General features: G+C 70.6%; 15 protein-coding genes. 6 read left to right on the plus strand and 9 right to left on the minus strand.

Features of this window, described 5'->3' with window-relative positions; translation table 11 throughout:
• The first annotated feature begins 6 nt into the window (after positions 1-6).
• Positions 7-999: a D-alanine--D-alanine ligase family protein gene (locus D2L64_RS19775; RefSeq protein ID WP_119578695.1), complete on the plus strand. Its 993-nt coding sequence runs from the start codon at positions 7-9 to the stop codon at positions 997-999.
• 138 nt (positions 1,000-1,137) lie between these two features.
• Here the strand turns inward: D2L64_RS19775 and D2L64_RS19780 are convergent, their stop codons facing one another.
• The 9 genes from D2L64_RS19780 to rpmH form a co-directional block, all read right to left on the minus strand.
• Entirely contained in the window at positions 1,138-2,079 is a 942-nt protein-coding gene (locus D2L64_RS19780) for a hypothetical protein (RefSeq protein ID WP_233559054.1), read from the minus strand.
• Between the two features lie 1,372 nt (positions 2,080-3,451).
• Entirely contained in the window at positions 3,452-4,456 is a 1,005-nt protein-coding gene (locus tag D2L64_RS19785; RefSeq protein ID WP_119578697.1) for a ParB/RepB/Spo0J family partition protein, read from the minus strand.
• Positions 4,457-4,483: 27 nt separating this feature from the next.
• Entirely contained in the window at positions 4,484-5,788 is a 1,305-nt protein-coding gene (locus D2L64_RS28410; RefSeq protein ID WP_119578698.1) for a ParA family protein, read from the minus strand.
• A gap of 246 nt (positions 5,789-6,034) precedes the next feature.
• On the minus strand, positions 6,035-6,745 hold the full coding sequence (rsmG, locus tag D2L64_RS19795; RefSeq protein ID WP_233559048.1) for a 16S rRNA (guanine(527)-N(7))-methyltransferase RsmG: 711 nt from the start codon (positions 6,743-6,745) through the stop codon (positions 6,035-6,037).
• A gap of 115 nt (positions 6,746-6,860) precedes the next feature.
• A complete protein-coding gene (locus D2L64_RS19800; protein WP_119578735.1) occupies positions 6,861-7,448 on the minus strand; it encodes a Jag family protein in 588 nt (195 codons plus the stop codon).
• A gap of 216 nt (positions 7,449-7,664) precedes the next feature.
• Positions 7,665-8,651 carry a membrane protein insertase YidC gene (yidC, locus tag D2L64_RS19805; RefSeq protein WP_119578736.1) on the minus strand — a complete coding sequence of 329 codons (987 nt, stop codon included), beginning with the start codon at positions 8,649-8,651 and terminating at the stop codon, positions 7,665-7,667.
• Positions 8,648-8,893, minus strand: a complete 246-nt coding sequence (yidD, locus tag D2L64_RS19810; RefSeq protein WP_233559049.1) for a membrane protein insertion efficiency factor YidD — start codon at positions 8,891-8,893, stop codon at positions 8,648-8,650. Before yidD ends, yidC begins: the two co-directional genes overlap by 4 nt.
• A 44-nt stretch (positions 8,894-8,937) precedes the next feature.
• Positions 8,938-9,351 carry a ribonuclease P protein component gene (rnpA, locus tag D2L64_RS19815; protein WP_119578701.1) on the minus strand — a complete coding sequence of 138 codons (414 nt, stop codon included), beginning with the start codon at positions 9,349-9,351 and terminating at the stop codon, positions 8,938-8,940.
• 34 nt (positions 9,352-9,385) lie between these two features.
• Positions 9,386-9,523, minus strand: coding sequence for a 50S ribosomal protein L34 (gene rpmH / locus D2L64_RS19820; RefSeq protein ID WP_074478258.1), 138 nt, complete (start codon positions 9,521-9,523; stop codon positions 9,386-9,388).
• Between the two features lie 700 nt (positions 9,524-10,223).
• Between rpmH and dnaA the strand changes: the two genes are divergently transcribed.
• The 5 genes from dnaA to D2L64_RS19845 all read left to right on the plus strand — a co-directional run bounded on the left by dnaA (position 10,224) and on the right by D2L64_RS19845 (position 16,675).
• Positions 10,224-12,017, plus strand: coding sequence for a chromosomal replication initiator protein DnaA (dnaA, locus tag D2L64_RS19825; protein ID WP_233559055.1), 1,794 nt, complete (start codon positions 10,224-10,226; stop codon positions 12,015-12,017).
• Positions 12,018-12,783: 766 nt separating this feature from the next.
• Positions 12,784-13,917, plus strand: a complete 1,134-nt coding sequence (gene dnaN / locus D2L64_RS19830; protein WP_119578703.1) for a DNA polymerase III subunit beta — start codon at positions 12,784-12,786, stop codon at positions 13,915-13,917.
• 60 nt (positions 13,918-13,977) lie between these two features.
• Positions 13,978-14,850 carry a phosphogluconate dehydrogenase (NAD(+)-dependent, decarboxylating) gene (gene gnd, locus D2L64_RS19835; protein WP_119578704.1) on the plus strand — a complete coding sequence of 291 codons (873 nt, stop codon included), beginning with the start codon at positions 13,978-13,980 and terminating at the stop codon, positions 14,848-14,850.
• A gap of 15 nt (positions 14,851-14,865) precedes the next feature.
• Complete coding sequence (recF, locus tag D2L64_RS19840) at positions 14,866-15,999, plus strand: DNA replication/repair protein RecF (RefSeq protein WP_119578705.1); 1,134 nt, start codon at positions 14,866-14,868, stop codon at positions 15,997-15,999.
• Positions 15,989-16,675: a DUF721 domain-containing protein gene (locus D2L64_RS19845; RefSeq protein WP_233559050.1), complete on the plus strand. Its 687-nt coding sequence runs from the start codon at positions 15,989-15,991 to the stop codon at positions 16,673-16,675. The genes recF and D2L64_RS19845 overlap by 11 nt, the downstream gene beginning before the upstream one ends.
• Positions 16,676-16,677: the final 2 nt, after the last annotated feature.

A 16,677-nucleotide genomic window follows, 5' to 3' on the forward strand; every position in this document is an offset into this window, starting at 1 on the left:
CCCGGCATGGGTGCCAGCGCCGCCGAAGAATCCTCCGTGTCCGGTACCGCCACCACAGAGCTGCACGTGCTCGTGCTGGCCGGCGGACTGTCGTACGAACGCGACGTGTCGCTGCGCTCCGGCCGTCGGGTGCTCGACGCGCTCCGGGCGTTCGGAGTGCAGGCCGAGCTACGTGACGCCGACGTGGCGTTGCTGCCGGCGTTGGCCGCCGACCCACCCGACGCCGTGGTGATCGCCCTGCACGGCGCCACCGGCGAGGACGGCTCGTTGCGTGGGGTGCTCGACCTCTGCGGAGTTCCGTACGTCGGCTGCGACGCCCGTGCGTCCCGGCTCGCCTGGGACAAGCCGTCGGCGAAGGCGGTGCTCCGCGAGGCCGGCATCGCCACGCCGGACTGGGTCGCGCTGCCACACGACCGGTTCAGCGAACTGGGCGCGGTGGCCGTGCTCGATCGCATCGTGGACCGGCTGGGACTACCGCTGATGGTGAAGCCCGCCCAGGGCGGCTCCGGACTCGGCGCCGCCGTGGTCCGGGACGCCGCGTCGCTGCCGGCCGCCATGGTCGGTTGTTTCGCGTACGACCAGACCGCGCTGGTGGAGCGCTACGTGCCCGGCATGGACGTGGCGGTCTCCGTCATCGACCTGGGTGACGGCCCCCGGGCGCTGCCACCGGTCGAGATCGTGCCCCGCAACGGCGTCTACGACTACGCCGCCCGCTACACCGCCGGGCGGACCACCTGGCACACCCCGGCTCGGCTCGATCCGGCCGTTGCCGAGTCGGTGGGGCAGGTGGCGCTGGCCGCGCACGCCGCCCTCGGGCTTCGCGACCTGAGCCGGGTCGATCTGATCGTCGACTCGGCGGGGCAGCCGCACGTCCTGGAGGTCAACGTCGCGCCCGGGATGACCGAGACCTCACTGCTGCCGCTCGCGGTGCAGGCGGCCGGGCTGGACTTCGGCCGGGTACTCGGTGAACTGGTCGCCCGCGCGGCCACCCGACGCTGACCACCCCCGCCCAGTCACCGGCGTACGCACGGCCCGATCGGCAGCGTCGGCCCGAGACGACTGGTGGTGGCGCCCCGACCGGTTCCCGCGCCGAGCCGGATCCGGGCCACCGTACGCCATATCCGCAGTCCGAGACGCTCAGGCGCCGGTCGGTCGGTCTGCCGGACCGGCCGAGCCGCTGGCAGCATCCGGTGCCGGCCTCGGCGCCGCCGACGAGGGCCCAGCTGACGCATCCGACGCCGGCGCCCCTCCCGGAGTAGCCACCCCGCCCACCGTGGCCGCTGCCGCCTTCTCAGCGGCTTCTACCTGGCCCTCAGCGGCCGTCGTCGACTCCTCGGTCCCCGCTCCGCGTTCGGCTTGCGCCGGCCTTCCCGGGCCGGCCCCGGGCGTTGCGGCGGGCGAAGCGGCCGCGGCCTGATCCGGCGAGACGCCCTCGGGGGTGGGCTGCGGCCGCCCGGTCGGCGGGGCGGTGCTTGTCTGCGACGCCGGTTCGGATGTCGGGGCGGCCAACCTGTCGGCCGTGTTGCCTGCGGTACTCGCTGCCTCGCCCCGGCGGGGCACGGTGCCGGACGAGGTGTCCGACGCCGAGTTCTCCGCGGCGACCTTGACCTCACTCGACAGTTCGGGCGGCTCGGCCGTCTCCCCGATGACGTCGAGCAGTGATGCCCCTTCACTGGTGGACACCTGCTCGGGCGCTGCCGACTGGGCGGCGAGACTGGACGGGGCCTGCCACTGGATGCGGGGTGGTTCCGCGAGTGGGCGTCCACCGAACTCGGCGAGCCAGGCAGCCACCAGGGCCAGGTTCTCCCGCCACTGCTCCTCGGAGATGGGCGGCAGGATCGAATCCCAGAGGGAGAGGAAAGTACCCCGCAGCTGGAGCCGTCCGTACGGTCGGGCCAGGAACCACATGTGCAGGTGGGCAGACCCGTCGCCCCACCGGCTGACATGAACCCGCGCTACTCCGTCCAGCGACCGGATGGCGCGTTCGAGTCGTACCGTCATCACGCCCAACTCGGCGGCGAGCAGGTTCGGTAGATCGCCCAGGTCGAGGTGTGACCGGGACTCCAGGATGAGGACCATCGGCAGACCGGTCGGCCGGTCCATGGCGCGTACGCGCCACCGCTCACCGACCCAGATGTAGGCATCGTCGGGCGCCTGGCAGGCGGTGCATTCCCGATTGCCCTCGCCCTTGCGGGGCGGTTCGACCGGGACCGGATCGTCGAGTTGCTTGACCCGTAGGTCGCCCTCGAAGGGAAAGGACGGCCACTGGGTGAAGTCCGGGACTGAGGGAGGGGTGTCGGGCACGACGCTGACCCTAACCGAGTCCAGGACCGCTGTCCCTACCTGAGCCGGCTTCGTCTCCGACGCCCGCCGGAAGGATCCACCCAGCCGCCCGGCCCGTTGTCCCCAGAGATATCCACAGGCACTCGATCCCTGGCGCGATGCCCACCCTCCCGCCCCGACAAGGGCTTTCGCTGTCTGTTTCACGTGAAACATCGGTGGCCTGTGGACAACCGGTGTGGATAACGTGATGGCGCCGACGCCCATCCGCAGCCGCCCGGACGCCGACGTTTCACGTGAAACGAGGTCGCGGCATTGGCCGGCCCTCCTTCACCTGTCGAGCCCTCCCGACACCGTTCCGGCCGCCGCCAAGACAGATTCGCCGGGTCGGCAGCGAGCGCACTCGCGACCGGCTCCCCGACGGGGTGGGCTTCCTGGCCGGGCTCGATGCCACAGGCACGAGTCGCGGCCCGACCTGCCCCGGCCCGGTGCTACCCGGCGCGATATCGGTGAGGTCGACCATCGACCATCGACCTAGCCGGCCAACGAGGCGGCGACCGCCCCCAGTTGCCCGGCATGGCCATCCCGGTGCCCGCAACCAGTTCCAGGCCGGCACCGACCCGAGGCGGCCGCGGCCGTACTCCACGCCGAGTGCGTCAAGCTCAGCAGGGCTAGGCACCTGGCAATCGAATGCCACATCCCGGTCCCGCCGGCTGCCCGAGTCGCGGGTCGGGCGGAGGCTTGAGAGCCGGATGAGCGGGACGGGCCGGTTCTCTGATGCTCAGGCTGGCACCAGAGTCGCTCTGCAAACGACGACCTGGGCCCGTTTCACGTGAAACGGGGGCCGGGAGGCATTCCTCGACGTGATGGGATCCGATGACCGGGGGCAGCTCCACTGAGCTTCCAGCTCTACCGGGTTTCACGTGAAACGGGCCCGCAACTGCCCTCGGCCAGCCGGAGTCCCGGCGGTCGCCGCGAACCACTCGGGTGTCCAGCCGTCCCGGATCGCCGGAGTCCGGCCAGTCCCGTCGGGGTTACCCCACAACGCCAGCCGTCGGTCGGTGTAATGGGGTAACCCCGGATTCCGAGGCGAGGGCGGTCGCGCTCCAAGCGGGCAACGAAACGGCCGCCCTGCCGGATCAGCGAGGGCGGCCGGTGAGTCGCGCCTGACTCAGTCCTCCGACTGCGTCCGGTCTACGCCGATGATGTCGACGATCCGTTCCAGATCGTCGACCGTGGCGAACTCGATCGTGATCTTGCCCTTGCTCCGCCCGATGTCAACCTTGACTCGGGTGTCGAAGCGGTCGGAGAGTCGGTCAGCGAGGTCGTTGAGGCCGGGCGCGTGCGGCTTCGCACGACGCTTGGCCGCCTCCGTCTTGCCCGTACTCTCGCTCAGCGAGAGCGCGACGATCTCCTCGGTGGCCCGTACCGACAGCCCCTCGGCGACGATCCGCAGCGCGAGCTGCTCCTGCGTCTCCGAGTCCTCAAGGCTCAACAACGCCCGGGCATGTCCCGCCGAGAGCACTCCCGCGGCGACCCGCCGCTGCACGGGCGCCGGCAGGTTCAGCAGCCTGATGGTGTTGGAGATCTGCGGTCGGCTACGCCCGATCCGGCGGGCCAGCTCTTCGTGCGTCGCGCCGAACTCGTCCAGCAGCTGCTGGTACGCCGCGGCCTCTTCGAGAGGGTTCAGATTCGCGCGGTGGATGTTCTCCAACAGCGCGTCGCGCAGCATGGCATCGTCGCGGGTGTCCCGGACGATCGCCGGGATACTCTCCCGACCGACCGCCTGCGCGGCCCGCCACCGCCGCTCGCCCATGACGAGTTCGAACTTCTCGTCGTCGAGCTGACGCACCACGATCGGCTGGAGAAAGCCGACCTCCTGGATGGAGGTCTTCAGTTCCTCCAGCGCTTCCTCGTCGAAGACCTGCCGGGGCTGCTTCGGGTTGGGCACGATCGAGTCGACCGGGATCTCGGCGAAGCGCGCGCCCGGCACCGGGCTCAGGACCGGGTCGGGCTCCGTCGCCGGCGCCGGGATCGCGGCCGGTACGACGACATCCGTCGTACCGGCCGCATCGGCGGTGATCACAGCGGAGCCCGTACCGGCATCCGGAGCCGGTCCGGTCGGGATGAGCGCTCCAAGGCCCCGCCCCAGACCGCCCCGAGGACGGTTCTTCATGCCACGCCTCCCAGCGCCTCGTCCGCACTACGCATTCCGGCTCACCGGCTCCTTGACGCCCCGCTCGGCGATCTCCTGCGCGGCTTCGAAGTAGCTCGTCGCGCCCCGGGAACCGGGATCGTAGGTCATCACCGACTGGCCGTAGCTGGGCGCCTCGGAGACCCGCACGTTACGCGGAATCACCGCCTGAAGCACCTTGTCGCCGAAGTGGTTACGGACGTCCTGCTCGACCGCGTCCGCGAGCCGGGTACGTCGGTCGTACATGGTGAGCAGGATGGTGGAGACCTCGAGCCGCGGGTTCAGGTGCTGGCGTACCAGGTTGATGTTGTTGATCAGCTGGTTCAACCCTTCGAGCGCGTAGTACTCGCACTGGATCGGAATGAGCACCTCCTGGGCGGCCACCAATGCGTTGACCGTCAGCAGGCCGAGCGAGGGCGGGCAGTCGATGAAGACGTAGTCGAAGTGCCCGGGGTAGGCGGTGATGGCGCGGGAGAGCCGCGATTCGCGGGCCACCACGGACACCAGTTCGATCTCGGCACCCGCCAGGTCGATCGTCGCCGGTACGCACCAGAGGTTGGGGATGCCCTCCACCGCCTGGGCCACGTCCTCAAGCGGGACGCTGTTGATAAGGCAGTCGTACACGTCCGGCACGCCGGTGTGGTGTGGCACGTTCAGCCCGGTGGAGGCGTTGCCCTGCGGATCGAGGTCGACCACGAGCACCCGGTTGCCGTGCAGGGCGAGTGCCACTGCCAGGTTCACCGTGGTCGTGGTCTTTCCCACGCCGCCCTTCTGGTTGGCGACGCACATGACCCGGGTCCGTTCCGGCCGAGGCATGCTCACCTCGCCACTGGGATTCAGGATCTGCACGGCGCGCATCGCCTCCATAGCCAACGGTGGATCATCCTCTTCGCGCGTCGTCGGGGCTTCCTGTGAAACGTACGCGGCCTCGGCGGCAACCGGCCCGTAGGGCCCGGCGGGAGCCGCTGGCGTGTCGGCCGCCGGTCGCGGGCCCGGCACCGCGCCGGACGGCGGCTGGTACGACGCCGTAGCCTCGAACCGCGCCCCGGCGGAGGTGTTCCTCCGGATCGGAATCACCCGGGCGTCGGGACTGGCGTTGCCAGGGCGGCCGGCAAAGTCCGGCGCATCCCGGTTCGAAGGCTGGTCGCCGGAGGGAGCCCACGGCGCACCCGACGTGGGGGCGTCCTGGCCCGGTTCCGGCGGACTCTGCGCGGCTCCGGAGGGCCGCCAACCGGGGTAGTCGGTTTCACGTGAAACGGGGTCGCCCGTTGACCCGGTCACGCGCGGATCGTCGTACCTGCCGTCGTCATGCACCTGTCATCCCTGCCCGCTCCGGATGGTCGGTCCGCACCCGTCAAACCGGGCCACTCACGCTGCACCGCGGAGGTACCGCCCGGCGGGAGCGGCCCGGCCCGGAGGACTTCCCTCGCCGCCCGCTCCACACTATCGACGCGCGGCCAGCCTACGGCGCCTGGGCGTGGCCGGTCCACGTCGGGTTCGCAACCGGTCGGCCGAATCGGGTGGAACGTCCTCGGATCACCGTCGGAACAGCGGGTCCACTCAGCGTCGACGAATCCGGCCGCCCCGGGACTTCTTCGCCGAGCCTTTGGCCGGCACGGCGACGATCCGCTCCCGCACGACCTCTACCACGGTGGTCGGTGGCTCCACGATCCCCTCGCCACAGCGGTGCAGCACTGGTTCACCACCACCGAGGCGGTGCACGGCAGCGCCGTGCTCCACGATCTCGTCGGCGGCCGAGGAACCCTTGAGGGCGAGCAGTCGGCCGCCTGGCGTGGCCAACGGCAGACACCAGGCGGCGAGTCGGTCCAGTGGCGCCACCGCGCGCGCGGTCACCACGTCACCCCGTACCGGCTCCGGCCAGGTGGCCGCGTCCTCGGCGCGTCCGTGGAACACCCGGACCGAGTCGTGCAGCGCCAGCTCGTCCACCACCTCGTCGAGGAAGACGGTACGCCGGGCCAGCGGCTCGATCAGTGTCACCCGCAGGTCGGGTCGGGCGATCGCGAGAACCAGGCCGGGTAGCCCCGCCCCGGACCCGACGTCGAGCACGGTCGCGCCCGACGGGATCAACTCGCCGACGGCCGCGCAGTTGAGCAGATGGCGATCCCAGATCCGAGGTGCCTCACGAGGGCCGATCAGGCCCCGCACCACGCCGTCGGTGGCCAACAGCTCGGCGTACGCGGCGGCCAGGTCGAGCCGGCCGTCGAAGAGTCGCCGCGCCGCCTCGGCCAGCTCGGACGGCAACACCGCCACGGCCGGATCCGGTCGGGGCGACTCGGGCGATCCGGGGCGGACAGCCGGCGGCCCGGGCGGCGTACCACCCGGGCCCGACGGCACATCACCCCTGATGTCGTCTGTGGTCACCCGCTCAGTCCGCGGGGCGGACGACGATCCGCCGGTTGGGCTCGACACCTTCGGACTCGCTCTGCACGCCGTCGATCGCGTTGACCACGTCGTGGACGCACTTGCGCTCGAACGCCGACATCGGCTCCAGGCGCACCAACTCGCCGTGCTCCTTGACCTTCTCGACGGCGTTGCGTGCCACCGCGCCGAGTTCCTTGCGCCGGTTGGCCCGGTAGCCGCCGACGTCGAGCAGCAACCGGCTCGGCGAGCCGGTCTGCCGGAAGACGGCGAGCCGGGCCAGCTCCTGGAGTGCCTCCAGGGTGGCGCCACGCTGGCCGACCAGGTTCTGCAGCCGACCGCCGACCACCTCGACCACCGGACGGCCGCCCGACACCAACTCGTCGATGTCACCGTCGTAGTCGAGGATGTCGAGCAGCCCTTCGACGTAGTCGGCGGCGATCTCGCTCTGCCGGAACAGGTCGCTGTCGCCGACGGCCTTGCCCGGTGCCGTTTCGGCGTCCTTCTCCGTCGGCTCACCGTCGACCGGAGCCGCCGTGGTCGGCTCGTCGTCGGCCAAGGGCTGATCAGCGCGGGGGATGCTGGTGTCGGTCACGGTGTCATCTCCGTACTCACTCGGCCGGACCTGGGTCCGTTGGTTTCCCGCGGCCGGCGGGACGTCGCCGGTGCCCGCGGGCACGTCTGTATGGGCAGTCTCGCCCGTTCGCCGCGGCGCGCGCGGCGCTTCGCGCTTACGGCGCGCCTGATGAAGCGGCGGCAGCTCGCTCGCGCAACGGGCCGCCACCGGTTTCCCGATGGCGGCCCGGACGATTCAGCCCTGCCGCTTGGCGGGGCGGCCCTTCTTCGGGTTGGCCGGCTTGGCACCCGGCTTCGGGCCGGCGATCTTCGGCGCGGCCGGCTTGGCCGGCTCCGCCGCGGGCTTGGCCCGGCCGAAAAGGCCGCTGGTCTTCGCGGGCTGCGCGCCGTTGCGCCCGGTCGTGGCCGGCTTGTTGGTAGCCGTCACCGGCGGGGGGAACTTACGCAGCACCCACTGCTGCTGGCCGAGGGTGAAGAGGTTGTTGGTGACCCAGTAGATGATCACACCAATCGGGAAGATCGCACCCGAGACCAGCAACGACAGCGGAATGCCGTACAGCATCAGGCGCTGGATCATTCGCTGCTGCGGGTCCTCCGCCCAACCGGTCTTGAGGATCATCTGGCGGCTGGTGAGGTAGGTGGTGCCCATCATCACCAGCACCAGGACGCCCGCCATGATCTTGACGACGGTGCCGTTCGCACCCAGCTGCGCCAACTCCGCCGCCGTCGAGCCGAACTTGCTGGCGATCGGGGCGGTGAAGAGAGTGGCGTCGGAGGCGCTGTTGAACTGGTCGACCGTCCAGCCGTAGATGTCCTTGTTGGTCTTCGCCGGGTCCGGGTTGAGGCGCCGCAGCACGTGGAAGAGACCGAGGAAGACCGGGATCTGGAGGAACATCGGAAGGCAGCCCATCAGCGGGTTGGCCTTTTCCTTCCGGTATAGCTCCATCATCTCCTTCTGGAGCGTCTCCCGGTCACCCTTGTGCTTCTCCTGCAGCGCCTTCACCTGAGGCTGCAGGGCCTGCATCGCCCGCTGCGACTTGATCTGCTTGACGAAGACCGGGAAGAGGATCACCCGTACGGTGACCACGAGGAAGATGATGGCCAGGATCCAGGACCAGTTGGTGCCAAGGACCGCGGCCTCCGGAACACCGATGGCGTCCCAGGCCGAATGCCAGGCCAGCAGGATCCACGAGATCGCGTAGTAGATCCAGTCGAGACTCAACACTCAGCTCCAGTCACGTCGGCAGATCGGCGGCCGCCCGGCTCCGGCACCGGGTCGTATCCACCAGGATTGAATGGATGGCAGCGCGACAGTCGCCGGACCGTCAGACCGGCGCCCCGTAGCGCACCGTGCCGGGTCACCGCCTCCAGGGCGTAGGCACTGCACGACGGGTAGAACCGACAGCGGGCCGGCAGTGCCGGACTTATCCACCGACGGTACGCGATGATCGGCAGGGTCAACATCCGGGCACCGCCGGTAGCGGGGCGTGCCGGGGTCGGCTCGACGTTCACCGTCGCCGCCCTCGGCCGGCCCGAGCGGCGCCGACCGCAGCTTCCAGATCGGCACCGAGCCGCTGGTAGGTGGCGTCGGCCGCGGCCGGCAGGGCGCGTACCACAAGGGTGCTTCCCGCCGGGAGGGTGTCGAGCCGCTCCCGGGCCAGGTGCCGCAACCGGCGACGGACCCTGTTTCGGACCACGGCGGGCCCGACGGCCTTGGAAACCACGAAACCGGCGCGGGAGACCGGCGCGGAATCCTGCTCCGCGTCGCCCCGCGCCGGTTTCGGCGTCATGTCCGGTGTCACTTCGGCTGTGCCCGGCAGCGTCAGGTGGACGACCACCGCGCCGCGACCGGCCCTGCGGCCACCGCGAACCGCTGCGGCGAAGTCGCTACTGCGCCGCAGTCGCTGCGCGGCTGCCAGCACGACTGCCAGTCTCCGGGAGCGGACCCGGTCGGCCTCAGGCCGACAGGCGGGTACGGCCCTTGGCGCGACGGGTCGAGATGATGGCGCGACCGGCCCGGGTGCGCATGCGCAGCCGGAAGCCGTGGGTCTTCGCGCGCCGGCGGTTGTTCGGCTGGTAGGTGCGCTTGCTCACGTCAGGCTCTCCGTTGTCGGACGGCCCCGGTCGAGGGACGCCGGGGTCGTGGTGGTCCAGGCCGCCGCTGTGGTGGCCCCGATCGGTGCTGCCCGGGCGACGCAAGGCCACCCGCACTCCGCATGGCCTCCCGCACTCCGCGATATGGCCCCCACACTCCGCGATTGCTCGACGTTGCGGGAGTAATCGCGGGCAGCAGGCAACCATCACCCTAGCAGAGGGCGTGAGAGCAGCCCCTCCAGCGTAGGCCGGGGTGCAATCACCGTCAAACCGACCTACTCACCCGCTCACCTGGGACGAAGCGCGACCGAAGCGGTGGTTTTCGCTGATACCGACAAGGGGGCGGGCGCGTCGCCGGTTGAAGCCGCGGCGACAACGCTGTTACCGTGCCCGATTGCGGTCAGCGTCTCCAGCTCGGGATGTCGCCGACAGGGCAAGACCGGAGACGGTAGTAAATCGTTCGGCACGGTGAACCCCGCTTCAGCACCCGGCCACGGCAGGGGGCAGGTCCGACCCGCGCCCGGTGGGCGGCCACAATCGGTCGGTACACAGGCTGTGGATAACTTGTGGAGAACGGCCGTGTGGGTGCAGGGTCACACCCGCTCGGTACCGGGTCTTCGGATGGCCGAGAGACGGCGGCGTCCGGGAGCAGAGGCGAGGGGGTGGCACGACGGTGGCCGGTACGACCGACCTTGCCGCGGTGTGGACGGCGACCACGGACGAACTCGCGGACGAGATCATCTCCGCGCAGCAGCGGGCTTACCTACGGCTGACCCGCCTGCGCGCCATCGTCGAGGACACCGTCCTGCTGTCCGTGCCGGACGCGTTCACCCGGGATGTGATCGAGTCGCGGTTGCGGCCGGCCATCACCGAGGCCCTCTCGCGTCGACTGGGGCGACCGATCCAGGTCGCGGTGACCGTGCGCGTCGCCGAGGAGGCCCGGGCCGAGGGCACGGTCTATCGCAGCGCACCGGAGGGCGGCCTCGCCGACCCCGTCGGCTTCGACGCCCCCGGCGTCGCCGACCAGGACCCCGCTGACGGCCGGCAGCAGCTCCCGCTCATACCCGAGCAACTGCACCCCGACCGCTTCGACCGTTCCGCACCGGAGACTCCACCGTCCGACGACGGGTCGCGCACCGGCCCGGGCGGATCGGACGGCCAGGACACCCTCTTCGGCACCGCGTTCGTCGAGACACCCCGCCAGCCCCACCGGCCGACCGAGGGCAACCGGCGCCCACCGGAGCGGCTCGGCTTCACCGAGCGGGTCACCCGCCTGGATCCGCCCGCCACCAGCCCGCGTGGCTTCGGCGCCCGGTACGGCGAGGACGCCGGGGTCTCGCCCCGCGACCAGCACGTGATCCGCGCCCTGCCCGCAGACGGTGGCACCGACAGCGGACCCGGCCGAGGTGGGGTCGATCACCGTCCCCGCGACGACCGGCGACTGCCCACCGGCGCGGACAGCGGTGGTAACCGGCTCAACCCCAAGTACATGTTCGAGACGTTCGTCATCGGCTCGTCGAACCGCTTCGCGCACGCGGCCAGCGTGGCGGTGGCCGAGTCGCCGGCGAAGGCGTACAACCCGCTGTTCATCTACGGCAGTTCCGGCTTGGGCAAGACCCACCTGCTGCACGCGATCGGCCACTACGCCACCACGCTGGGCAACGCCCGCTCGGTCCGGTACGTCTCGACCGAGGAGTTCACCAACGACTTCATCAACTCCCTGCGCGACGACAAGACCAGCGCGTTCCAGCGCCGCTACCGCGACGTCGACATCCTGTTGATCGACGACATCCAGTTCTTGGAGAACCGCGAGCGGACCCAGGAGGAGTTCTTCCACACCTTCAACACGCTGCACAACGCCAACAAGCAGATCGTGATCACCTCCGACCGCTCGCCCAAGCAGCTGGCGACGCTGGAGGACCGGTTACGGACCCGGTTCGAGTGGGGCCTGCTGGCCGACATCCAGCCGCCGGACCTGGAGACCCGGATCGCGATCCTGCAGAAGAAGGCAGCGCAGGAGCGGCTGTACGCCCCGCCGGACGTGCTGGAGTTCATCGCCTCCCGAGTGTCGAACTCGATCCGGGAACTGGAGGGGGCGCTGATCCGGGTCACCGCGTTCGCCAGCCTGACCCGGTCGAACGTCGAGCTCTCGCTGGCCGAGGAGGTGCTGCGGGACTTCATCCCCGACGGCGCCGGTCCGGAGATCACCGCCGATCAGATCATGGTCTCCACCGCCGACTACTTCGGAGTCAGCCTGGAGGACCTGCGCGGTCACTCCCGGTCCCGGGTGCTGGTCAACGCCCGTCAGGTGGCCATGTACCTGTGTCGTGAGCTGACCGACCTGTCGCTGCCCCGGATCGGGCAGGCGTTCGGCGGCCGCGACCACACCACCGTCATGCACGCCGACCGCAAGATCCGTCAGCAGATGGCCGAACGACGCTCGCTCTACAACCAGATCGCCGAGCTGACCAACCGGATCAAGCAGAACACCTGAGGCGTACGTCGTCCGACCGGCCCGGCTGGGGTGCTCCCGGCCGGGCTTTCTGGTGTCCGTGGGGTTGACCCTCGACGAGGTATAGGCCACACCATGAGGGCGTGACCACATCGGCTCCCACTCGTTGTCCACAACTCGTTGTCCACCGCCGGTGGACAACCACGAAGCGTTCCCATCCAGTTACCCACAGGCTGTGGAAAAACCCTGGGGACAACCCTGTGGACGCCTGGGGACGGCTGGGGACAACCGGCCGTGTTGTCCACCGAAGACGCCGCACCTGTGGGGAGGCTGTTGAAGGTTCTGGGGAAAACCGACGGGAAGGCCGTCCGGTCTGTCCACAGGGCTGGGGAGAAAGTCGGTGGATTACCGGTGGACAACCGGTGGACAGCGGTGGACAACCGAGGGGGTACGACTGCCCTGTGGACCGACAGGGCAGTTGTACCCCCGGTTCTCCACAGCCAACCCACCGGTGGATAACCACTCTGACCTGCGCCGATGCGAGTTCTCCACAGTTTGCACAGGTGCGATGAAGACGATGGGTTATCTCTTCTAAAAGAACGAAAACCAATCATCACCGTTGGACTTCCTGTGGATCGGCCGATCGCTGCCGGAGAGACTCGTCAGCATCGACACGATCCACGGGGTCGGGCGCACAGCCGATACCCTCGCGCCCTAAGGTGCGAGGGGTACCCGCACGCCAGGTGGGTCGGTGGGCAGCGGCCGGCATGAGAGAGTTGACGACGTCGACGTCGACGCGGAGGCATTGATGAAGTTCCGAGTAGAGCGCGACGCGCTCGCCGAGGCCGTGGCGTGGACTGCGAAGAGTCTGCCCAGCCGGCCGTCCGTACCGGTGCTGGCCGGCGTGATGCTTCGCGTCACCGACGGCAGTCTGCAGGTGTCCGGCTTCGACTACGAGGTGTCCAGCCAGGTGACGGTCGAGGTGCAGGGTGACGCCGACGGCGCCGCGCTGGTCTCGGGCCGGCTGCTTGCCGAGATCACCAAGGCGCTGCCCGGCAAGCCGGTCGACATCGCCGCAGTGGGCGCCCACCTCGAACTGGTCTGCGGCAGCGCCCGGTTCACCCTGCCCACCATGCCGGTGGAGGACTATCCGGCCCTGCCGGAGATGCCCGAGAGCGCCGGCACGGTGGACGCGGCCGCCTTCGCCGCCGCTGTCGCCCAGGTGGCGGTCGCCGCCAGCCGGGACGAGACGCTGCCGATGATGACCGGTGTCCGGATCGAACTCTCCGGTGGCACCCTCGCCATGCTCGCCACCGACCGCTACCGGCTGGCGCTGCGCGAGATGGAGTGGAGCCCGGACGATCCGGAGATCAGCATCAACGCGCTGGTGCCGGCCCGTACCCTCAACGACACCGCCAAGACCCTCGGCCCGGTCGGCGGCCAGGTCACCCTCGCCCTGTCCCAGGGCTCGGCCGGGGAGGGGATGATCGGGTTCTCCGGTGGCACCCGACGGACCACGAGCCGACTTCTCGACGGCGCGAACTACCCGCCGGTACGCTCCCTCTTCCCGGCCAGCCACAACGCCGAGGCCCGCGTCGCGGTCAGCACCCTCATCGAGGTCGTCAAGCGGGTCGCCCTCGTCGCCGAGCGGACCACTCCGGTGCTGCTCAGCTTCAGCGCCGACGGCCTGGTCGTCGAGGCCGGCGGCACTGAGGAGGCGCGGGCCAGCGAGGCGATGGAGGCCACCTTCACCGGTGAGTCGCTCACCATCGGCTTCAACCCGCAGTACCTGATCGACGGCCTGACCAACCTCGGTGCCCAGTTCGCCGTCCTGCAGTTCGTCGACGCCTTCAAGCCGGCGGTGATTTCTCCCGCCGGGGAGGATGGCGAACTCATCGGCGGGTACCGGTACCTCATCATGCCGATCCGCGTGTCCCGCTGAGCGACAGGGCAATCCCTGCGCCCGGCAGCGCACCATCGCACCACGAAAGGTAACGACGAGATGCAGCTCGGCCTGGTTGGCCTCGGCCGGATGGGCGGCAACATGCGCGAACGACTGCGCGCCGCCGGTCACGAGGTGGTCGGTTTGGACCACAACGCGGCGCTGAGCGACGTCGCGAGCGCGGCCGAGCTGGCCGAGAAACTGGACGCACCACGGGCGGTCTGGGTGATGGTGCCCGCCGCCGTCACCGACGCCACCATCGACGAGCTGGCCGAGGTGCTCGGCGAGGGCGACATCATCATCGACGGCGGCAACTCCCGGTTCAGCGACGACGCGCCCCGGGCCGAACGGCTCAACGACCGCGGCATCGGCTACCTCGACGTCGGCGTCTCCGGCGGGGTGTGGGGCCGGCAGAACGGGTACGGCCTGATGGTCGGCGGCGCCCAGGAACACGTCGAGCGGCTGATGCCGATCTTCGACGCGCTCAAGCCCGAGGGCGAGTTCGGCTTCGTGCACGCCGGTCCGGTCGGCGCCGGTCACTACGCCAAGATGGTGCACAACGGCATCGAGTACGGCCTGATGCACGCCTACGCCGAGGGCTACGAGCTGATGACCGCCTCCGAGCTGGTCACCAACGTGCCAGGTGTGATCAAGTCCTGGCGCGAGGGTACCGTCGTGCGCTCCTGGCTGCTGGACCTGCTCGACCGGGCGCTCGACGAAGACCCGGAACTGGCCCAGCTGACCGACTACACCGAGGACACCGGCGAGGGGCGTTGGACGGTGGACGAGGCGGTCCGCCTCGCCGTACCGCTCAACGTCATCACCGCCTCGCTGTTCGCCCGGTTCGCCTCCCGGCAGGACGAATCGCCGGCCCTGAAGGCCGTCTCCGCGCTGCGCCAGCAGTTCGGCGGCCACGCCGTACGCAAGCGCTGACCGGCACCCGGCCCCGTGTACGTCCGCCGGCTCGAACTGGTCGACTTCCGCTCGTACGAGCGGGTCGACGTCGACCTCGAACCGGGGCCGAACGTGCTGATCGGCGCGAACGGCGTCGGCAAGACGAACCTCGTCGAGGCACTCGGCTACGTGGCCACGCTCGACTCGCACCGGGTCGCCACCGACGCCCCGCTGGTGCGGATGGGCGCCAGCGCGGCGGTGATCCGCTGCGCGGTCGTACACGACGGTCGGGAACTGCTGGTCGAGTTGGAGATCGTGCCGGGCAAGGCCAACCGGGCCCGGCTGGGCCGGTCCCCGGCCCGCCGGGCCCGTGACGTACTCGGCGCGCTGCGACTGGTCCTCTTCGCCCCGGAAGACCTCGAACTGGTCCGGGGCGACCCGGCCGAACGCCGCCGCTACCTCGACGACCTGCTGGTGCTGCGCCAACCCCGGTACGCGGGCGTACGCGCCGACTACGACCGGGTGGTCAAGCAACGCAACGCGCTGCTGCGCACCGCGTACCTGGCCCGCAAGACCGGCGGGTCGCGCGGCGGTGACCTGTCGACGTTGGCGGTCTGGGACACCCACCTGGCCCGACACGGTGCCGAGCTGCTCGCCGGCCGACTGGAACTGGTCGCCGCGCTGACCCCACACGTGGCCAAGGCGTACGACACAGTCGCCGCCGGGCGCGGCGCTGCCGGCATCGCGTACCGGCCGTCGGTGGAGCTGCCCGAGCCCACCGCCGACCGGGAGACCCTCGCGGCTGTGCTCGCCGCGGCGCTGGAGGAGTCCCGCTCCGCCGAGATCGAACGGGGCACCACCCTGGTCGGCCCGCACCGCGACGACCTCACCCTCAGCCTCGGGCCGCTACCTGCCAAGGGCTACGCCAGCCACGGCGAGTCGTGGTCGTACGCGCTGGCGCTCCGCCTGGCCGGCTACGACCTGCTGCGCAACGACGGCATCGAACCGGTGCTGGTGCTCGACGACGTCTTCGCCGAGTTGGACGCCGGCCGGCGGGACCGCCTGGCCGACCTGGTCAGCGGGGCCAGCCAACTGCTCGTCACCTGCGCGGTCGCCGATGACGTGCCGGCCGCCCTGCGCGGCGCCCGCTACCAGGTGGCCGAAGGGACGGTACGACGTGCCGAATGAACAGTCAGCCAGCCCCGGCCGGTCGCGCCGCGCCGGCTCCACCCCGGCGTCGGGGCCCACCGCCGGCACACCCGATCCGCCGAGCCGAGCGGACAAGGGCGGCGCGAACAGCAGCGGCGGGCAGCCGGCCACCCCCGGATCCGACAGCGCGGTCGAGAGTGGCGGAGCCGAGGGAACCTCGGGGCCACAACTGGCGCGCGCCGTGCTCGACGCGGCCAAGGCCCGCCGAGAGGCCGCCGGGCGGCCACGACGGCGCGGCACCACCGGGGCCGCCGACGGTGAACGCCGGCTGCGCGGCTACTCGGGCCCGGGGCCCGACCCCCGCGACCCGCAGCCGCTGGGCGCGGTGCTGAACCGACTGGTGAAGGCCCGCGGCTGGCAACAGCCGGCCGCCGAGGCGACCGTCTTCGGGGCCTGGGAGCGGGTGGTCGGTCCGGAGGTCGCCCAGCACAGCCGTCCGGTCAAGCTGGAGAACGGCGAGCTGACCGTGGAGGCCCGATCCACCGCCTGGGCGACCCAGCTGCGCCTGCTCGCCGGCTCACTGCTGCAACAGATCGGCCGTGAGATCGGCCACAACGTCGTACGCAAACTCCACATCCACGGCCCCGCCGCGCCGTCCTGGTCCCGCGGTCCTCGGCGGGTACGCGGCCGAGGGCCGCGCGACACCTACGGCTGACC

Origin of the sequence: Micromonospora radicis (assembly GCF_003583405.1) — a bacterium.
Classification (GTDB): domain Bacteria; phylum Actinomycetota; class Actinomycetes; order Mycobacteriales; family Micromonosporaceae; genus Micromonospora; species Micromonospora radicis.

Bases quoted from the DNA above. Each gene is read 5' to 3' on its own strand.
- D2L64_RS19775 (WP_119578695.1), top strand. From the start codon at position 7: ATGGGTGCCAGCGCCGCCGAAGAATCCTCCGTGTCCGGTACCGCCACC.
- D2L64_RS19780 (WP_233559054.1), bottom strand. From the start codon at position 2,079: ATGGTCCTCATCCTGGAGTCCCGGTCACACCTCGACCTGGGCGATCTA.
- D2L64_RS19785 (WP_119578697.1), bottom strand. From the start codon at position 4,456: ATGAAGAACCGTCCTCGGGGCGGTCTGGGGCGGGGCCTTGGAGCGCTC.
- yidD (WP_233559049.1), bottom strand. From the start codon at position 8,893: ATGTTGACCCTGCCGATCATCGCGTACCGTCGGTGGATAAGTCCGGCA.
- dnaN (WP_119578703.1), top strand. From the start codon at position 12,784: ATGAAGTTCCGAGTAGAGCGCGACGCGCTCGCCGAGGCCGTGGCGTGG.
- gnd (WP_119578704.1), top strand. From the start codon at position 13,978: ATGCAGCTCGGCCTGGTTGGCCTCGGCCGGATGGGCGGCAACATGCGC.